Source organism: Streptomyces sp. NBC_00328 (assembly GCF_036139655.1).
In the GTDB taxonomy this organism is placed as follows: Bacteria; Actinomycetota; Actinomycetes; order Streptomycetales; family Streptomycetaceae; genus Streptomyces.
In genome coordinates, this window is sequence record NZ_CP108013.1 from 1556566 (window position 1) to 1572763 (window position 16198).

The 16198-nt window shown below is 69.9% G+C and carries 15 protein-coding genes; 6 read left to right on the plus strand and 9 right to left on the minus strand.

The annotated features are described in order from the left end of the window. Positions 1 to 46: 46 nt before the first annotated feature. The 7 genes from crcB (OG485_RS06630) to OG485_RS06660 all read right to left on the minus strand — a co-directional run bounded on the left by crcB (OG485_RS06630) (position 47) and on the right by OG485_RS06660 (position 7119). The gene (gene crcB / locus OG485_RS06630) at positions 47 to 421 is read right to left on the minus strand and encodes a fluoride efflux transporter CrcB (protein ID WP_328455587.1); all 375 of its coding nucleotides are present in this window, start codon (positions 419 to 421) and stop codon (positions 47 to 49) included. Continuing rightward, positions 418 to 822 (minus strand): DUF190 domain-containing protein, encoded by a 405-nt coding sequence (locus OG485_RS06635; protein ID WP_328665052.1) that lies wholly within the window; start codon positions 820 to 822, stop codon positions 418 to 420. Before OG485_RS06635 ends, crcB (OG485_RS06630) begins: the two co-directional genes overlap by 4 nt. Continuing rightward, complete coding sequence (gene crcB, locus OG485_RS06640; protein ID WP_328665053.1) at positions 819 to 1295, minus strand: fluoride efflux transporter CrcB; 477 nt, start codon at positions 1293 to 1295, stop codon at positions 819 to 821. Before crcB (OG485_RS06640) ends, OG485_RS06635 begins: the two co-directional genes overlap by 4 nt. Positions 1296 to 1492: 197 nt before the next feature. Next, positions 1493 to 2473, minus strand: a complete 981-nt coding sequence (locus tag OG485_RS06645; RefSeq protein ID WP_328665054.1) for an SMP-30/gluconolactonase/LRE family protein — start codon at positions 2471 to 2473, stop codon at positions 1493 to 1495. A gap of 4 nt (positions 2474 to 2477) precedes the next feature. Continuing rightward, positions 2478 to 2765 carry an ArsR/SmtB family transcription factor gene (locus OG485_RS06650; RefSeq protein WP_328665055.1) on the minus strand — a complete coding sequence of 96 codons (288 nt, stop codon included), beginning with the start codon at positions 2763 to 2765 and terminating at the stop codon, positions 2478 to 2480. Positions 2766 to 2911: 146 nt separating this feature from the next. After that, a complete protein-coding gene (locus OG485_RS06655) occupies positions 2912 to 4474 on the minus strand; it encodes a glycoside hydrolase family 53 protein (RefSeq protein WP_328674255.1) in 1563 nt (520 codons plus the stop codon). A 623-nt stretch (positions 4475 to 5097) separates the two neighbouring features. Further along, positions 5098 to 7119: a beta-galactosidase gene (locus OG485_RS06660; RefSeq protein ID WP_328665056.1), complete on the minus strand. Its 2022-nt coding sequence runs from the start codon at positions 7117 to 7119 to the stop codon at positions 5098 to 5100. A gap of 310 nt (positions 7120 to 7429) precedes the next feature. Here OG485_RS06660 and OG485_RS06665 point away from each other — a divergent pair, with 310 nt between their 5' ends. The 6 genes from OG485_RS06665 (at position 7430) to OG485_RS06690 (ending at position 12565) form a co-directional block, all read left to right on the plus strand. Continuing rightward, positions 7430 to 8752, plus strand: coding sequence for an extracellular solute-binding protein (locus OG485_RS06665; RefSeq protein WP_328665057.1), 1323 nt, complete (start codon positions 7430 to 7432; stop codon positions 8750 to 8752). Beyond that, positions 8749 to 9672: a carbohydrate ABC transporter permease gene (locus OG485_RS06670; RefSeq protein ID WP_328665058.1), complete on the plus strand. Its 924-nt coding sequence runs from the start codon at positions 8749 to 8751 to the stop codon at positions 9670 to 9672. Before OG485_RS06665 ends, OG485_RS06670 begins: the two co-directional genes overlap by 4 nt. Next, complete coding sequence (locus tag OG485_RS06675; RefSeq protein ID WP_326789429.1) at positions 9669 to 10574, plus strand: carbohydrate ABC transporter permease; 906 nt, start codon at positions 9669 to 9671, stop codon at positions 10572 to 10574. The genes OG485_RS06670 and OG485_RS06675 overlap by 4 nt, the downstream gene beginning before the upstream one ends. Then, positions 10571 to 11602, plus strand: coding sequence for a LacI family DNA-binding transcriptional regulator (locus OG485_RS06680; RefSeq protein WP_328665059.1), 1032 nt, complete (start codon positions 10571 to 10573; stop codon positions 11600 to 11602). Before OG485_RS06675 ends, OG485_RS06680 begins: the two co-directional genes overlap by 4 nt. Before the next feature lie 126 nt (positions 11603 to 11728). Further along, entirely contained in the window at positions 11729 to 12079 is a 351-nt protein-coding gene (locus OG485_RS06685) for a VOC family protein (RefSeq protein WP_328665060.1), read from the plus strand. A gap of 93 nt (positions 12080 to 12172) precedes the next feature. Continuing rightward, positions 12173 to 12565, plus strand: a complete 393-nt coding sequence (locus tag OG485_RS06690; RefSeq protein ID WP_328455567.1) for a MarR family winged helix-turn-helix transcriptional regulator — start codon at positions 12173 to 12175, stop codon at positions 12563 to 12565. Positions 12566 to 12588: 23 nt separating this feature from the next. Here OG485_RS06690 and OG485_RS06695 read toward each other — a convergent pair whose 3' ends face one another. Then, complete coding sequence (locus OG485_RS06695) at positions 12589 to 13002, minus strand: SseB family protein (protein ID WP_328665061.1); 414 nt, start codon at positions 13000 to 13002, stop codon at positions 12589 to 12591. A gap of 211 nt (positions 13003 to 13213) precedes the next feature. Next, the gene (locus tag OG485_RS06700) at positions 13214 to 16183 is read right to left on the minus strand and encodes a carbohydrate binding domain-containing protein (RefSeq protein ID WP_328665062.1); all 2970 of its coding nucleotides are present in this window, start codon (positions 16181 to 16183) and stop codon (positions 13214 to 13216) included. Positions 16184 to 16198 lie beyond the last annotated feature (15 nt).

Below are 16198 nucleotides of genomic sequence, written 5' to 3' on the forward strand. Positions count from 1 at the left end.
GACGGTGCAGGAGACAGTGTTACGTATCCACGAGGACGCCCGACACCTAGGTCCACAAAGCTTGTGCAAACGAGACCCCGGCGAACGCCGCGCCCAGGCCCGCCGTCACGCTCACGATCACGTTGGCGGCAGCGTAGAACGCCGCCCCCGTCTCAGTCAGCCGCAGGGTCTCGTACGAGAACGTCGAGTACGTGGTGAGCGCCCCGCACAGGCCGGTCCCGATCAGCAGTTGCAGGTGTCCGGACACCTGCCCCGCCGAGACGGCACCGGTCAGCAGACCGAGGATCAGGCACCCTGTCACGTTCACGACGAGGGTGCCCCAGGGGAAGACCGTATCGTGCTTCCGCTGTACCGCCCGGTCGGTCAGATACCGCAGAGGTGCGCCGACCGCGGCGCCGATGATCACCAGCAGCCAGTTCACAGCGGCGTCCCGCCTTCCCCTGCCGGGTCACCGCCGGTCGGGCCGGAGTCGTCGTCGGCTGCGGCGCCGCGGCCTGTGTAACGGATCACCTCACAGGGGTCGAGGACCACCAGACCCTCGGTGACCAGTTCGTCGAGCTCCGGCAGGAACGCCCGGACCCGCTCCTCGGTGTCCACGACGATCACGGCCACCGGCAGGTCCTCGCTCAGCGAGAGCAGCCGCGAGGTGTGGACGAGGGAGGAGGCGCCGAATCCCTCGATGCCCCGGAAGACGCTGGCACCCGCGAGGCCCGCGGCGTGGGCGCGGTGCACGATCTCGGCGTAGAGCGGCTTGCGGTGCCAGGTGTCGTTCTCGCCGACGAGGACCGTCAGCCTCAGGGCGCCGCCGGTCAGCCTTGTCATCGCTGCCTCCGTACCAGGGCGCGGCGGGCCGTCGTCGTCCCGAGCCACACCGCCGCGAGGGCCGCGCACAGGGTCGCGGCGAGATAGCCGAGCCCGGTGCCCGGGTGGCCGGTGCCGACCAGGTTCCGGATGTCGACGGCGTACGTGGAGAAGGTGGTGAAGCCGCCGAGGACTCCGGTGCCGAAGAAGGGGCGCGCGAGGCGGTGCACCGCCCGCATGTCGGTGATCAGCACCATGAGCACGCCGATGGCGGCGCAGCCCACGACGTTGATCGTGAACGTGGTCCAGGGGAAGGCGCCGTCCGGCGTGGGCCACAGCAGTCCCGCGCCGTAGCGGGCCGAGGCGCCGATGGCGCCGCCCAGTGAGACCGCCGCGACGACCGGGCCCTGGCCGTGCCAGGGGGACGCCGGGCGCGCGGGCGCGCGGGCGGGGGTGCCGGACTCGCCGACGCGCTCGGGATGCGGGACTGTCATGTTTCCGGGCTCCTACTCGCCGGGCCGGTGCGGGCGCACGGCATCGCAAGCAGGGACCGTTGGCGACATCCGTGCCGCGGTTCGGGTACGGCGGGCCCCACCGCCGCGCCGCGCTGCAAGATCGCGGCCGGTGACCAGGGTAACGCCGGGCACGCGGGCCGCGCACACCTGGCCCTTCCCCCGAAAGGCCCGGACGCTCAGCCGGTGGCGCCCGGAAGGTCACAGACCGCGAGGCCCCGTTCCCAGATGCTCCCGAGGATCAGCCGGCCGTCGCACTCGCAGACGCTGGTCACCATCCGGAACCGTGCCCGGCGGCTCTCCAGGTGGTGCAGGACGGCGCCGTCGTCGTCGACCGCGAGGACACCCGTGGTGCCCGGTGGTCTGAAGGGCGCGCGCACGGCGATCCGGGCCGCGGCGCGCCGGACGGCCGGGCCCCGACGGTGCAGATATTCCAGGGCACCGACGCGGGGGCCCGCCAGGGCCACCCAGATCGGGCCGTCCGGGGCACGCCAGAGATTGTCCGGCTGGCCGGGGAGGTCGTCGGCGAAGGTCTCGGACCGGCCCGCTCGCGGTCCGGTGAGCCAGTAGCGGACGAGCCGGAACGCGCCGGTCTCCGCGACGACGAGGAACGACTCGTCGGCCGAGGCGGCGAGGCCATTGGCGAACTGCAGCCCCTCCAGGAGCACTTCGGGTTCGGTCTCCCCCGGCGCCAGACGCAGCAGACAGCCGGATGCGGTGTGTTCGACGAGATCGCCGATCCACTGCTTCAGGGGGTAACTCCGGCTGGAGACGGTGAAGTACACGGTGCCGTCCGAGAGGGCGACCACATTGCTGCAGAAGCGCAGCGGTACTCCGGCGACCTTGTCGGCAAGGACGCGGACCACTCCGTCCTCCAGCCCGACCCGCAGCAGTCCGCGTTCGGCATCGCACACCAACAGGGCGTTGTCCGGTAGGAGTTCGAGGCCGAGCGGCCTGCCGCCCGTCTCGGCGACGACCCTGACACTTGTGCGGTCGGGGTCGCCGAGGCCTTCGACGCGTACGATGCGGCCGTCCTCCAGACCGGTCAGCACCCCGCCCCGGGAGTCGGCCACGACGTCCTCGGGGCCGCGGCCGCCGAGCGACACCGCGCGCCGGGGCGAAAGGGCGGTGACCGCCGCGGTGTTGGACCCGTCTCCCACGCGTCTACCAGCCCTTCTCGAAGTAGTGGCTCACTTCGGCGATACGGTACTCGTCCGGGCGGTAGTAGGTCCGTCGCCCCACCTTCCTGGCCCGCAGCAGACCGACTCCGGTGAGGAGGTCGAGGTGGGTGCGTGCCACGGCCCGGCTCACTCCGAGTTTGACGGCGAGGGCCTCGGGAGTGACGCCGTCCTCGAGGAGGTCGGCGGGGCGCCGGTGCGGGAAGTGCGCCACGGGGTCGCGCAACCACTCCAGGATGTCCAGCCTTTGCCCGCTGCCGGGCCCCTTGAGCATGTCGTCCCCCTCCGTCGTGACGGTCTCCCGCCACTGTCCCGCAGCCGGCGGGGGCACGCACGGTCTTCCCGCGACCGTGGCCGGAGCCGAACGCATCACAAGACGCACGGGGCCCGGCCGCACCGGCGGCCGGACCCCGTCACGGCTCAGCGGTGACTGAACAGGGACATGGCCGGAAGCGCCTTGTCGTCGAAGCCGAACAGGGCCTGGTTCTCCCATCCGTTGCCGGAGGCGGAGTCGGCCGGGTCCCAGCCGTTGCCGGTGACGGCCGTCCAGGTGGCCTCCCAGTAGAAGACGCCGAGACCGCGGCCGTTCGGCACGGCCTCCACTACGTTCATGACGTCACGCAGCCAGTTGGACTGCCCGGCGGTCGTGGCCGCGTAGCCGGAGACCAGTTCGGCGGTCGTGTCGATCTGGTTGACGAGCGCGTCGTCGCTGTCGAGACGGAAGGGGTAGGCCGTCTCGGCGAGGAAGACCGGCTTGGCGTAGCGGGAGGCCGCGTCGTCCAGGGTGGTCTGGAAGTCGTAGAGCGAGCCGTGCCAGTAGCCGTAGTAGGACAGGCCGATGGCGTCGAACTTCACGCCGTTGGCGAGGGCGGTGTCGAACCACCAGCGGGTACCGGTGAGATCGCCGCCCTTGGCCAGGTGCAGGGCCACGACGGTCGAGGAACTGACGGCCTTGGCCGCGTCGTAGCCGGAGTTGAGCAGTCCCGCGAGCTGCGCGAAGTTGTCCGTGGAGCCCTCGGACCAGAGCATGCCGCCGTTGATCTCGTTGCCGATCTGCACCATGTCGGCCGTGGTGCCCTGCGCCTTCAGGGCGTTCAGGACGTCGTACGTGTGGTTGTAGACGTCCGTCTTCAGCTGGCTGTACGAGTGTCCGGCCCAGGCGGCGGGCTTGGTCTGGGTGCCGGGGTCGGCCCAGGTGTCCGAGTAGTGGAAGTCGACCAGGAGCTTCATGCCCTGCGCCTTGATGCGCTTGGCCATCGCGAGGACCCGGGCCTTGTTGTTGTAGCCGTCGGCCGGGTTCACCCAGACCTTCAGGCGCGCGTAGTTCATCCCGGAGGACTTGAGGATGGCGAGCGCGTCGCCGGTGGTGCCGGAACTGGTCTTGTACACCCCGCCGTAGGCCTCGCTCTTGGCGAGGGAGGAGATGTCGGAGCCCTTGACGGTCAGTCCGGTGGTGCCGGAGGTGAACGTCAGGTCGTCGACGTTGATCCAGTTTCCGGCGTTGGCGTCGGAGTAGACGCTGACCGTGCACTGGTTGCTCGTCACGGCGACGGGCACGACCAGGTGGATCCACCCGCTCGCGGAGACCGGCAGATCGGTGCGCTGCTCGGTGCCGCCGCAGTTCTTCAGCGCGAGGTAGGCGGAGTTCTGTCCGCCGCCCGAGCGCACCCACGCGGTGAGCTTGTAGTTCCCGTTGGTCAGTCCGGAGAGGTACTGGTAGGTCTCCACCTTGTAGGCCGAGGCGGAGTAGTGACTGAGGCGGTAACTCCCGCCGTGGCCACCGGCTTCGACGTACGAGGCGGCGGTGGTGCCGGACTCCGACCAGCCGCTGGGAACGGCGGCGCCGGTCCCGTCGGCCTCGAATCCGGCGTTGGTCAGGGTGCTCGCCGCCTGCGCGGTCTGCGCGGGGAGGGCGGTGAGGGCGAGCCCGGCCGCGAGCGGCAGCAGCAGCAGAGCCCTGAGTGTGCGTCTGGGATGGAACATCATCGTCCGTCGTCCCTTCGACGTGGTGGGGAGAGGTGCCCGGCGGATCCGGGGGTGGATCCGGGGGCGGACCCCTCCGCCCGCGGCTTCACGGCTCGCACGGGCGGAGGGGGGTCGGGGCGCCGCCGAGTGCTGTGACGCGGGCGGCGGTTGAAGCGACCGGCGGGCCGTGCGGCCCTTCCGGATGGGGGGATCGCCGGGTGGTGACCCGGAGGACTCGGTGCGGGCGCCGGGAGTGCGGGCCCGGAAGGTGATCGGGCGTGCCCCGCACCGCTCCGGACGACCGGCGCAGCGGGTGCGGCAGGTACGGCTCGTGCAGCCGGCACGGCTGGTGCGGTAGGTGCGGTCGAAACGGGCGCCGACCGGTGTCCGATGGATCGGCCTGGTCAACGTTCTTGCAAACGCGCCCGGTTGGACACGGATCCGGGCACAACCCGTGTCGTGAAGGCCGGTTGACCTGATCCCCCGGGACAGACCCGCGTCCGGGGCGGCCGGTCATCCCAAGGCCCGGGTGAGGCCCGAACCCGTCTCCGGTCGCGCCGGGACCCGGTCAAGGCGCGTGCAGGACGGGCTGGTTGGGCCCGGCCACAGGGGAGAACGAAACCCTGCGGACCGCGCCCCGGTCAGCCGTCGAGGCGTACGACCCGTACCGCGCCCGCCGGGACCGCGAGCCGGCCGGCGGCGCGTTCGCCCGTGAGGAGCTCGGTGCCGTGCGCGTCCAGCGGCACCTTGGCGTCGGAGGCGGTGTGGTTGACGACGAAGACGTAGGTGCCGGACTCGCCGGTACGGCGCACCACCTCGACATCGCGGGGCAGATCGGCGCGCGGCGCGATACGCGCGTCGTCGGCCACCCAGCCGATCAGGGCGTCCAGTCCCTCGGCCGCGAGGCGCGTGGACACGTACCAGGCCGAGCCCGCGCCGCTCTGGTGCCGGGTGACCGCCGGATGCCCGGCGGTGAGCCCGTCGGCGTACGTCCACACGGTCTCGGCACCGCGCGGCACCACGAACTCGGTCCACACGTCACCGGTGAGTTCGGAGCCGTCGGGCCCGGTGATCCGGACGAGTTCCCCCTGGAGCAGCGGGGAGAACTCCTCGACGGTCAGGCCGAGTACGTCCCGCAGGGCGCCGGGATGGGGGCCTTCGTGGAGGGCGTCGTGCTCGTCGACGATGCCGGAGAAGTAGGAGACGAGGAGGGTGCCGCCGCTGTCGACGTACTCCCTGAGGTTGTCCGCCGCGGCCTCGGTCATCAGATAGAGGGCGGGTACGACGACAAGGGGATAGGCCGACAAGTCGGCTTCCGGGTGGGCGAAGTCGACGGTGAGGTGACGGTCGTAGAGGGCCTCGTAGAAGGCGTCGGCGCGCTCGCGGGCGTCGTGGTCCTCGCTCGGGCGCCATTGCAGGCTCTGCGCCCACCAGGACTGCCAGTCCCACAGGACGGCCACGTCGGCGACCGTGCGGGTGCCCTTGACGGAGGCCAGCGAGTCGACGGACGCGCCCAGTTCGACGACCTCGCGCCACACCCGCGTGTCGGTGCCGGCGTGCGGCAGCATCGAGGAGTGGAACTTCTCGGCGCCGCTGCGGGACTGCCGCCACTGGAAGAACATGGCACCCTCGGAGCCGCGGGCCACGTGGGACAGCGAGTTGCGGGCCATCTGGCCGGGCGCCTTGGCGGGGTTGCGGGGCTGCCAGTTGACGCCCGAGGTGGAGTGTTCGAGGAGCAGCCAGGGCGCGCCGCCGGCGACCGAGCGGGTGAGGTCGGCGGCCATCGCGAGGTTGACGTGGGTGCGGCGGCCGTCGGTCATCAGATAGTGGTCGTTGGTGACGAGATCGACCTCGCGGCCCCAGGCCCAGTAGTCCACGGAGTCGCACTGGCTGAGGGCCGTCATGAAGTTGGTGGTGACGGGGATGCCCGGCGCGAGGCGGTGGAGGATGTCCCGTTCGGCCACGAAGTTCTCGCGCATGGTGGCGTCGGCGAACCGCTTGTAGTCCAGCGCCTGGGCCGGATTGCCGACGGTCGGGGTCAGGCGCGGCGGGTCGACCTGGTCGAGGTCGGTGTACCGCTGCCCCCAGAAGGCCGTCCCCCAGGCCTCGTTGAGCTCGTCGACGCTCCCGTAGGTGCCGGTCAGCCACCGGCGGAAGTGCGCGGCGCAGGAATCGCAGTAGCAGGCCGAGACGGGGACGCCGTACTCGTTGTGGACGTGCCACAGGGCGAGTGCGGGGTGGTCGGCGTACCGGGTCGCGAGCCGGGTCGTGATGGAGGCGGCGGCGGCGCGGTAGTGGACGTTGCTGTGACAGATGGCGCCGCGTGAACCGAAGGCGTAGCGCGTGCCGTCGGCGGCCACGGGGAGCGCCTCGGGGTGTTCGCGGTAGAACCAGGCGGGCGGTGCGACGGTCGGGGTGCCCAGGTCCGCGCGTATGCCGTTCTCGTGGAGCAGGTCGAGGACGCGGTCCAGCCAGCCGAACTCGTAGGTGCCCCGGGCCGGTTCGAGCAGGGCCCAGGAGAAGATCCCGACACTCACCATCGTGACGCCCGCCTCCCGCATCAGCCGGACGTCCTCGGGCCAGACGCTTTCCGGCCACTGCTCGGGGTTGTAGTCCCCACCGAAGGCGAGCCCGGTGAGGCCCTTGGGGTTGGTCTCCGGCATGGATCTCTCCCATGTAATCGATCATTTGGGAACGTGCACACACAACGCCAGCGGCGTGAGTCCAACATAACCGCACAGCAACAACCATTGACAAGTGTCCGGGATGTTTCTCTACTGTGAACGCTCACAGAAGCACCGCGAGTGAGCCGAAGGGACGCTCAGGTGTCGGCAGGCGAGCGCGTGAAGGCCCCAGGGCCCGGCGTGCGCTCGCGGTCACCGGTACCGGCCGGCGCACCCCCGCAAGCGAATCGCGCAAGAACAGGGCAGGCCTCCGCAGCAGGCGGAGGCCCAGGTCAGGGGAGAACGTTCCATGCCCAACACGAAGCACAACCGCCTCGTGGCCAGCACCATCGCCGTCGTCCTCGGCGCCACCTCACTCGTCGCCTGCGGCTCGTCCGACGACGACAAGAGCGAATCCCAGTCCGGACCCGCGACACTGACGTTCTGGACCTGGGCGCCGGGCATGGACAAGGTCGTCGACCTCTGGAACAAGGGGCCGGGGAAGAAGCAGCAGATCACCGTCACGGTGAAGAAGCAGGCGTCCGGCGACACGCTCGTCACCAAGATCCTCACCGCGCACAAGGCGAAGAAGGCACCGGACCTGGTCCAGGCCGAGTACCAGGCGCTGCCGACCCTGGTCAGCAATGACGCGCTCGCCGACATAGCCGCCGAGTCCAAGGAGGCCAAGTCCAAGTTCGCCGACGGCGTCTGGCAGCAGACGACGCTGGGGACGGACGCGGTCTACGCGATCCCGCAGGACATCGGCCCGATGATGTTCTACTACCGCGCGGACCTGTTCAAGAAGTACGGCCTGACCGTTCCGACCACCTGGGAGCAGTTCGCCGAGACCGCCCGCGCACTGAAGAAGAAGGCCCCGGACAAGGCGCTCACCACCTTCTCCGCCAACGACTCCGGCCTGTTCGCGGGTCTGGCCCAGCAGGCCGGCGCCAAGTGGTGGACCACCTCCGGCGACAAGTGGAAGGTCGGTATCGACGACGCGGCCACCCAGAAGGTCGCCGACTTCTGGGGCGGTCTCGTCAAGGAGGGCGCGATCGACAACCAGCCGATGTACCAGCCGGCCTGGAACAAGGCGCTGAACACCGGCAAGCAGATCGCCTGGGTCAGCGCGGTGTGGGCGCCCGGCACCCTGACCACGGCGGCCCCGCAGACCACGGGCAAGTGGGCGATGGCCCCGCTGCCGCAGTGGTCGGCCGGCGAGAACGTCACCGGCAGCTGGGGCGGCTCCTCGACCGCCGTCACCACGGACTCCCCGCACAAGGCGGCCGCCGCGAAGTTCGCCGCCTGGCTGAACACCGACCCGCAGGCGGTGGCCGCGCTGGCGAAGGAGAGCGGCATCTACCCGGCGTCCACCAGCGCCCAGAGCGGTGACGCGTTCGCGCAGCCGCCGGCCTTCTTCTCCAACCAGCCGGACTTCTACACCAAGGCCTCGGAGATCGCGAAGACCACCGCCCCGTCCGCGTGGGGCCCGAACGTGAACGTCGCCTACACGACCTTCAACGACGCCTTCGGCGCCGCCGCCAAGAACAAGTCGGACTTCGGTACCGCTCTGACGACCATGCAGGACGCCACCGTCGCCGACCTCAAGAAGCAGGGCTTCGGGGTCGCTCAGTGACCAAGGCACGCCGGAAGCCGTACGGGGTCAAGGGGGCCCCGTACGGTTTCCTCCTCCCCGCGGCGATCCTCTTCGTCCTCTTCTTCGCGCTGCCCATCGGCTACGCGATCTGGCTGAGCCTGCACAAGGTCCAGGTCAAGGGCCTCGGCCTGGGCGCCGGTGCCCGCAAAGAAGTCTGGGCGGGCATCGGGAACTACGCCGACGCGCTGACCGACAGCGAACTGGTCGCCGGTGCGCTGCGCGTGGCGGGCTATGGCGCCATCGTGGTGCCGGTGATGCTCGGCCTCGCGCTGCTCTTCGCGCTGATGCTCGACGCGGAGAAGGTACGCCTGGCCCCCTTCACCCGGCTCGCGATCTTCCTGCCGTACGCCATCCCCGGCGTCGTGGCCGCCCTGCTGTGGGGGTTCCTCTACCTCCCGGACGTCAGCCCCTTCTACTTCGTCCTCGACAGGCTGGGACTGCCGCAGCCGAACCTGCTGGACGGCGGCCCGCTGTTCCTCGCGCTGTCGAACATCGCGGTCTGGGGCGGCACCGGCTTCAACATGATCGTCATCTACACCTCGCTCCAGGCCATCCCGGCCGAGGTGCGCGAGGCGGCGAAGCTGGACGGCGCCACCCCGCTGCAGACCGCCCTGCGGATCAAGATCCCGATGGTGGCGCCCTCCCTGGTGCTCACCTTCTTCTTCTCGATCATCGCCACGCTCCAGGTGTTCAGCGAGCCGACCACCCTCAAACCCCTCACCAACTCCGTCTCCACGACCTGGAGTCCGCTGATGAAGGTCTACCGGGACGCGTTCAACACCGGTGACATCTACGCGGCCGCCGCCGAGGCAGTGATCATCGCCGCGGTCACGCTGGTGCTGTCCTTCGGTTTCCTGCGCGCCGCGAACTCCCGTACCAAGCAGGAGGAAGCACGATGAGTTCTCTTGCCGTCCGCAAGGCCGCTCCGGCCGCGGGCACCACCCCCGGCACCGCCCAAGGGCCGCCCCTGCGCGGCCGGATCGCCCTGGTACCGACCCTCACCCTGCTGCTCGGCGCGCTCTACTGTCTGCTGCCCGTCGCCTGGGTGGTGATAGCGGCCACCAAGTCGGGCCGCGAGCTGTTCTCGACGTTCACGTTCCTGCCGGGCACCGGCTTCACCCAGAACGTCACGGACCTCAACGCCTACCGTGACGGCATCTACTGGAAGTGGATGGGCAACTCCGCCCTCTACGCCGGGCTCGGCGCCCTTCTGTCAACGGCCGTCTCGGCGATCAGCGGCTACGCGCTCGCGATCTACCGCTTCCGGGGCCGCGAGACCATCTTCAGCGTCCTCTTGGCGGGCGTGCTGATGCCGCCGGTGATCCTCGCGATCCCGCAGTACCTGCTCCTCGCCAAGGCGGACCTGACGGATTCGTACGCCTCCGTGCTGCTGCCGCTCGTCCTGTCCCCGTACGGCGTCTACCTCGCCCGGATCTACGCCGCCGCGGCCGTCCCCGGTGACGTGGTCGAGGCCGGCCGGATGGACGGCGCGGGCGAGTGGCGGATCTTCACCCGGGTCGCGCTGCCGATGATGGTGCCCGGCCTGGTGACGGTGTTCCTGTTCCAGTTCGTCGCCGTGTGGAACAACTTCCTGCTCCCCTACATCATGCTCAGCGACGACGAGAAGTTCCCGATCACCCTCGGCCTGTTCACGCTCCTCGAACAGGGCTCCAACACCCCGGCCCTGTACACCCTGGTCATCACCGGCGCCCTGCTGGCGATCATCCCGCTGGTCGCGCTGTTCCTGGTCATCCAGCGCTTCTGGAGCCTCGACCTGCTGTCCGGAGCCGTAAAGTCATGACCATGAGCAACACGGGGGGCCGGCGCAAGCCGCCGACGATCCACGACGTCGCGCGCGAGGCGGGTGTCTCGAGGGGCACCGTCTCACGCGTCCTCAACGGCGGGCACTACGTCAGCCCCTCGGCGGCAGAGGCGGTCAACGCCGCCATCCGCAGGACGGGCTACGTCGTGAACCGGCACGCCCGCTCCCTGATCACCGGACGGTCCGACTCGGTCGGCTTCCTGCTGACCGAGCCGCAGGAGCGGTTCTTCGAGGACCCGAACTTCAACGTCCTGCTGCGCGGCTGCACCCAGGCACTCGCCGCGCACGACGTGCCGCTCCTGCTGATGCTCGCCGGCACCAAGGACGAGCGGCGGCGCATCACGCGGTACATCACGGCCGGCCACGTCGACGGAGTGCTGCTGGTCTCCAGCCACTCCGGCGATCCGGTCGCCGAGGAACTGCGCGAGGCGGGCGTGCCGCTCGTCGCCTGCGGCAAGCCCATCGGCCTCGGTTCCAAGGTGAGTTACGTGGCCGCCGACGACCGCGACGGCGCCCGGGACATGGTCACGCACCTGCTCTCCCTCGGGCGGCGCCGGATCGGCATGGTCACCGGCCCGCTGGACACCCCCGGCGGTGTCGAGCGTCTGGCGGGCTACCGGGAGGTGCTCGCCGAGGCGGGCGTCGAGGCCGACGACCGTCTCATCGCCTCCGGCGACTACAGTCGCGCCAGCGGCGAGGCGGGCGCCGAACAGCTCCTGGACCGCGCACCGGACATGGACGCCGTGTTCGTCGCGTCGGACCTGATGGCCCAGGGCGTGCTGACCGCGCTGCGCAAGGCGGGCCGCCGGGTCCCGGAGGACGTCGCGGTCGGCGGCTTCGACGACTCCCCCGCCGCGACGGCCGCGACCCCGGCCCTCACCACCATCCGCCAGCCCTGGGACCGCATCAGCTCCGAGATGGTCCGGGTCCTCCTCGCCCAGATCGGCGGCGAGGATCCGGCGGCGGTGATCCTGCCGACGGAGCTGGTGCGCCGCGAGTCCACCTGAGAGCCGCACCGGTCAGGATTCGAGAAGCCGTACCCGCCTGCCCCGGCTTAGCGTGAAAGGGCCGCCGGACCGCCGACGGCACCACATCCGGCCGCCACGGCCGCCACGCACCGCACAGGAGTCGAGATGACCGCCGGAGTCAAGACCATCATCTACCCCGTCAAGGACATCGCGAAGGCGAAGGCCCTGTTCACCCAGCTGCTGGGGGTGGAGCCCTATGTGGACGAGCCGTACTACGTCGGCTTCAAGGACGCGGGCCAGGATGTCGGCCTCGACCCGAACGGCCACTCCAAGGGCCTGACCGGGCCGGTCCCCTACTGGCACGTCGACGACATCAAGGCGACCCTGGCGGCCCTGCTCGCAGCGGGCGCCGAGACGCTCCAGGAGCTCCAGGACGTGGGCAACGGCCGACTGGTCGCGTCGGTGAAGGACGCGGAAGGCAACCAGTACGGGCTCATCGAGGACCCCACCACCTGACGGGGGCGCGGGCCGGAAACGGGCGGGGCGACTGGATGCAGGCACACTAATTGCACACTCAACTAGTGGCCGGATCTCTGTTACCGTTCAGTTATGGCAACGAAGACGCCCGGTTCCCGGCTGGAGGACCAGTGGCGGGACATCCTCTCGGTGCACGCCCGCACGATGTGCGAGATCGACCGCGTGCTGCACCCGCACGGCCTGGGAGCCAGTGACTTCGAGGTCCTGGACATCCTCGTCTCGGAGACGGTCACGGAGCCCGGCGAGCATTGCCGGGTGCAGAACATCGCGGACCGGGTCCATCTGAGCCAGAGCGCGCTGTCCCGTCTCATCGGCCGGCTGGAGAAGGACGGCCTGGTGGAACGCACGATGTGCCAGGAGGACCGCCGCGGCGTGTGGGTCGCGCTCACCCGAAAGGGCCGCGAGCTGCACGCCGAGGTACTCCCCCTTCAGCGGTCCGCGCTCGCCCGCATGCTGAACGGCTGATCCGCCCGCCCCGCCCTTCGCCGCTATCGCGCCAGCAGCGTGCGCACTCCCTCGGAGGTGAGCGTGAGGCCGTGCGGTGAGGCCGCGTCGATGACGAGGTCCAGATCGCCCGAGGGCCACTGGGAGGCGAGCGCGGCCAGGGGCACGAGACGGTAGCGGGAGACGGAGGGCAGGAGCTCGGCCAGTTCCAGCTCCGAGGTGAACACCGGAACCACCTGTCCGCCTTCCGGGTCGTCCAGGACGGGCAGTGCCACGGCGTGAGGGTCGGCGATGTCCTCGTCCGAGGCGTCGTCCGGCACGGGCACCAGGACGTCGCTGCCGGCGAGGGTGTCCAGCGCGGCGGTGTCGTCGGTGTCCACGGCGAGGGTGTCCAGCGCCTCCTGTGCGGGTGTCGCCGCGGGTGCGGTGGGGTGGTTGTTGTTCAAGGGCGTGTCCATGGCAGATCCCCGGATCGTGGCGGGCGGGCGGCCACCCGGGCCGGTCTCGCTCCCGGGCATGTCGACGGTCGCGTACCCAGCGCTCCGCACGCCATTCATCCTGGGCCCCGCCGGCTGCGGTGGCGGCGGGGCCGGGTGTCCCGCCCGGGCGTGGGGCGCCCGGGCGGGACCACGGTGACCGCCGCTTCCGTACGGGTCCGACGGTCGCGGGCTACTTGAGGTAGGGCCCGTCCGTTCCGATCTTTCCGGGACCGTTCAGCACGTAGACCCGCAGGTTCCCCTTCCCCGGCGCGGCCACCGACAGCGTGCCGCCGGTGACGGTCTTCACCGCGCCGGTGACGGCGTCCGTGTAGGTGCCGTTCGGGATGCCGGTGAACGTCGCGTCGCCGGTGACCGTGACGAGGGCGAAGCTGTCGGTGGACCCGCTGGTGTAGCGGCGCTTGAAGGCCATCGAGCCGCTGATGCCGTCCGTCGAGTACTGCCCCGACTGGAGGGCCGGGATCGCCCGGCGGATCTGGTTGAGCCGCTGGAGGTGCTTGACCAGCGGCTGCGCGAGGGTCGTCGCGACCTCACCGCTCGCGGAGTCGGCCTTGCCGAAATCGGAGGCCGTGACGCTCCCCGCGAGATGGTCGCCGTAGTAGGCGCGCCCGGTCGTCGCCAGCGGGCAGGTCGGCCCGCAGTCGATCTGCTTGCCCGCCTGGAACTCGATCTCCGATCCGTAGTAGAGCGTGGGAATGCCGCGGAAGGTCCACATCAGGGACATGTTCTCGGCCCAGGCGTCGGTGCCGCCGCTGTAGCGCGTGCTCGACTTGTTCGGTCCGTAGTCGTGACTGTCGACGTAGACGACGTTGTACGTGGCGTCGTTGACGGAGTCGTCGGAGTCCTTGCCGTTGCTGTAGGCGTTCTGCGCGTCACCGAAGTTCATGTGCATGCGCATGTCGATGATGTTCATCCCGGAGAACTGGCTGCGGTCCGGGGTGTGGTAGCTGTTCCCGCTCAGGAAGGCGTTGGCCGAGGTCGGCTGGCTGCCGGTGCCGAGCTGCTCCTCGTAGTTGTACTGCTCGATGGCGGCCGTCTCGTCGTCGGCGCTGTAGTCCTTGCGTTCCTTCCAGGTGAAGAACTGCGCGGAGTGGTTCACCGAGCCACGGTTCCACTTGTCGTTGACGAAGGCGCCCACCTCGCCGAAGACGAAGAAGTTCTTCGCGGCGTCCGTGCCGAACCGCTGGGTGACCCGGTCGTAGATGGCGGGCAGGAAGCGGCGGTTCCAGGTGACGCGCGGGATGTGGACGGCCGTGTCGACTCGGAATCCGTCGACGCCCATGTCGATGTACTTGTCGTACGCGCCGATCAAGTAGTTCTGGACGGTGGCGTTCTCGGTGTTGAAGTCGGCGAGGTCCTCGTGCAGCCAGCACGAACGGGAGTCCTCGCCCTCCCAGTTCCCGATCCAGCACTGGTGGTAGTACGCCTTCGGGAACATGCCCGAAGTGGGGCTGGGCCACTGGCAGTTGTACACGGTGTAGCCCTCGGCGCTCTTGCCTCCGGTGGGCTTGCCCCAGTTGAGGCAGGTGTTGCCGGAGGGTTCGGCGGTCGACCACAGGTCGCCGTTGTAGTACGACTTCCCCGACTTGGGCTCGACGGTGAGGCCGTCGTACTCGAAGCCCTCGTTCTTCTCGTCGTAGTACCAGCTCCACTGGGAGTCGCGCACGCCGTAGACGGTCGGGGTGAACAGGCCCTTGGCGCCCCAGCGGGAGCTGTGGTTGTAGACGACGTCCTGGTAGATCTTCATGCCCTTGGCGTGGGCCGCGTTGATCAGGTCCTGGTAGGAGGCGCCGGCCGACTCCAGGCGCGGGTCGACCTTGTAGAAGTCGTAGCCGTGATAGCCGTGGTAGTCGTAGTCGGAGCGGTTGAGGACCACCGGGGTGATCCAGACGGCCGAGAACCCGAGCGCCTTGATGTAGTCGAGTTTGCCGACGAGACCCTTGAAGTCGCCGCGGAACATCGGGTCGTTGTTGGCCGCGTTGCCCGACTTGACGTCCTGGCTGCCGCCGCGGTCGTTGGAGCTGTCGCCGTCGTAGAAGCGGGCGGTGAGGACGAAGTAGATCGGGTCCTTGCGCGGGTCGGTGCCGAGCGGCGTCCCCGAGGCCGGTGCGGGAGCCTTCTCCCCGGTCGTGACGGTGGCCGCGGCGGAGGCGGGCGAGGTGTTCCCGGCCGCGTCGACGGCCTTCACCGTGTAGGTGTACTGGGTCTTCTCCTCAAGCCCCGTGTCGGAGTACACCGTCGAGCCGACATCGGTGACGACGCTTCCCTTGGTGCCGCCGGTACGCGTGAGTTGGTACTTCGTCACGGCGGTGTCGTCGGTCGCCGGGTCCCAGCTCACGACCACCGAGGTGTTGGTGGCGGTCGCCGTGACCTTCGCGGGCGCGGTCGGTGCCTCGGTGTCGGGCTCTTCGGCGGCGCACGGGTCCTTGGCGTCGGCGGTGACGGTCCGGTCCTTCACCGTCGTGGTGCCGGCCTGGATCGCGTAGTCGGTGCCGTTGTTGTTGTCCCAGACGCCGTTGCCGTTGTTGAAGGCCGCCTTGAGCGAGGACGCCGTACCGATGTCGAGGGTCTTCTTCCACCAGCCGGTGCAGGCGGTCTCCATGCCGACGCCGGGGACCGTGGTCCAGGAGCCGCCGGTGGGCGCGTAGTGGATGTTGGCCGTGGTCCAGCCGGAGGTGGCGGTCGAGTAGTACACGGTGGCCTGGTTGCCGCTGCCCGTACCGGTATCGGCGCACGGGTCGCTGTGGGCGATGACACCGTCCTTGACGGTGATGGTGCCGGTGCCCAGCGCGTAGTTGCCGCCGCCGTTGTTGTCCCAGGTGCCGCTTCCGTTGTTGAAGGTGGCCTGGAGCCCGGTGGCCGAGCCGAGGTCGACGGTCTTCTTCACCCAGTCCGTGCAGGCCGCCTCCATCTGCACTCCCGGCACGGTGGTCCAGGAACCGCCGTCCGGGGCGTAGTGCAGGTAGGTGGTCGGCCAGTTCTTGGTCTTCGTGTAGTAGAAGACGGTCGCCGTCGTGGAGGTGGCGGCCGTGCTCTCCACGGGGACGGCCCCCGTGTCCGGCGGGGTGAGTCCGAACAGTCCGGTCACCGCCAGGAGCGCCATGAGCACTCTCAGCGGTGGTCGTTGACGTCTGCGGCGCATGGTGCGGCTCCAATG

Bases quoted from the DNA above. Each gene is read 5' to 3' on its own strand.
- OG485_RS06655 (WP_328674255.1), bottom strand. From the start codon at position 4,474: ATGTTCCATCCCAGACGCACACTCAGGGCTCTGCTGCTGCTGCCGCTC.
- OG485_RS06660 (WP_328665056.1), bottom strand. From the start codon at position 7,119: ATGCCGGAGACCAACCCCAAGGGCCTCACCGGGCTCGCCTTCGGTGGG.
- OG485_RS06650 (WP_328665055.1), bottom strand. From the start codon at position 2,765: ATGCTCAAGGGGCCCGGCAGCGGGCAAAGGCTGGACATCCTGGAGTGG.
- OG485_RS06695 (WP_328665061.1), bottom strand. From the start codon at position 13,002: ATGGACACGCCCTTGAACAACAACCACCCCACCGCACCCGCGGCGACA.
- OG485_RS06690 (WP_328455567.1), top strand. From the start codon at position 12,173: ATGGCAACGAAGACGCCCGGTTCCCGGCTGGAGGACCAGTGGCGGGAC.
- OG485_RS06680 (WP_328665059.1), top strand. From the start codon at position 10,571: ATGACCATGAGCAACACGGGGGGCCGGCGCAAGCCGCCGACGATCCAC.
- OG485_RS06635 (WP_328665052.1), bottom strand. From the start codon at position 822: ATGACAAGGCTGACCGGCGGCGCCCTGAGGCTGACGGTCCTCGTCGGC.
- OG485_RS06685 (WP_328665060.1), top strand. From the start codon at position 11,729: ATGACCGCCGGAGTCAAGACCATCATCTACCCCGTCAAGGACATCGCG.
- OG485_RS06700 (WP_328665062.1), bottom strand. From the start codon at position 16,183: ATGCGCCGCAGACGTCAACGACCACCGCTGAGAGTGCTCATGGCGCTC.
- OG485_RS06675 (WP_326789429.1), top strand. From the start codon at position 9,669: ATGAGTTCTCTTGCCGTCCGCAAGGCCGCTCCGGCCGCGGGCACCACC.
- OG485_RS06665 (WP_328665057.1), top strand. From the start codon at position 7,430: ATGCCCAACACGAAGCACAACCGCCTCGTGGCCAGCACCATCGCCGTC.
- crcB (WP_328665053.1), bottom strand. From the start codon at position 1,295: ATGACAGTCCCGCATCCCGAGCGCGTCGGCGAGTCCGGCACCCCCGCC.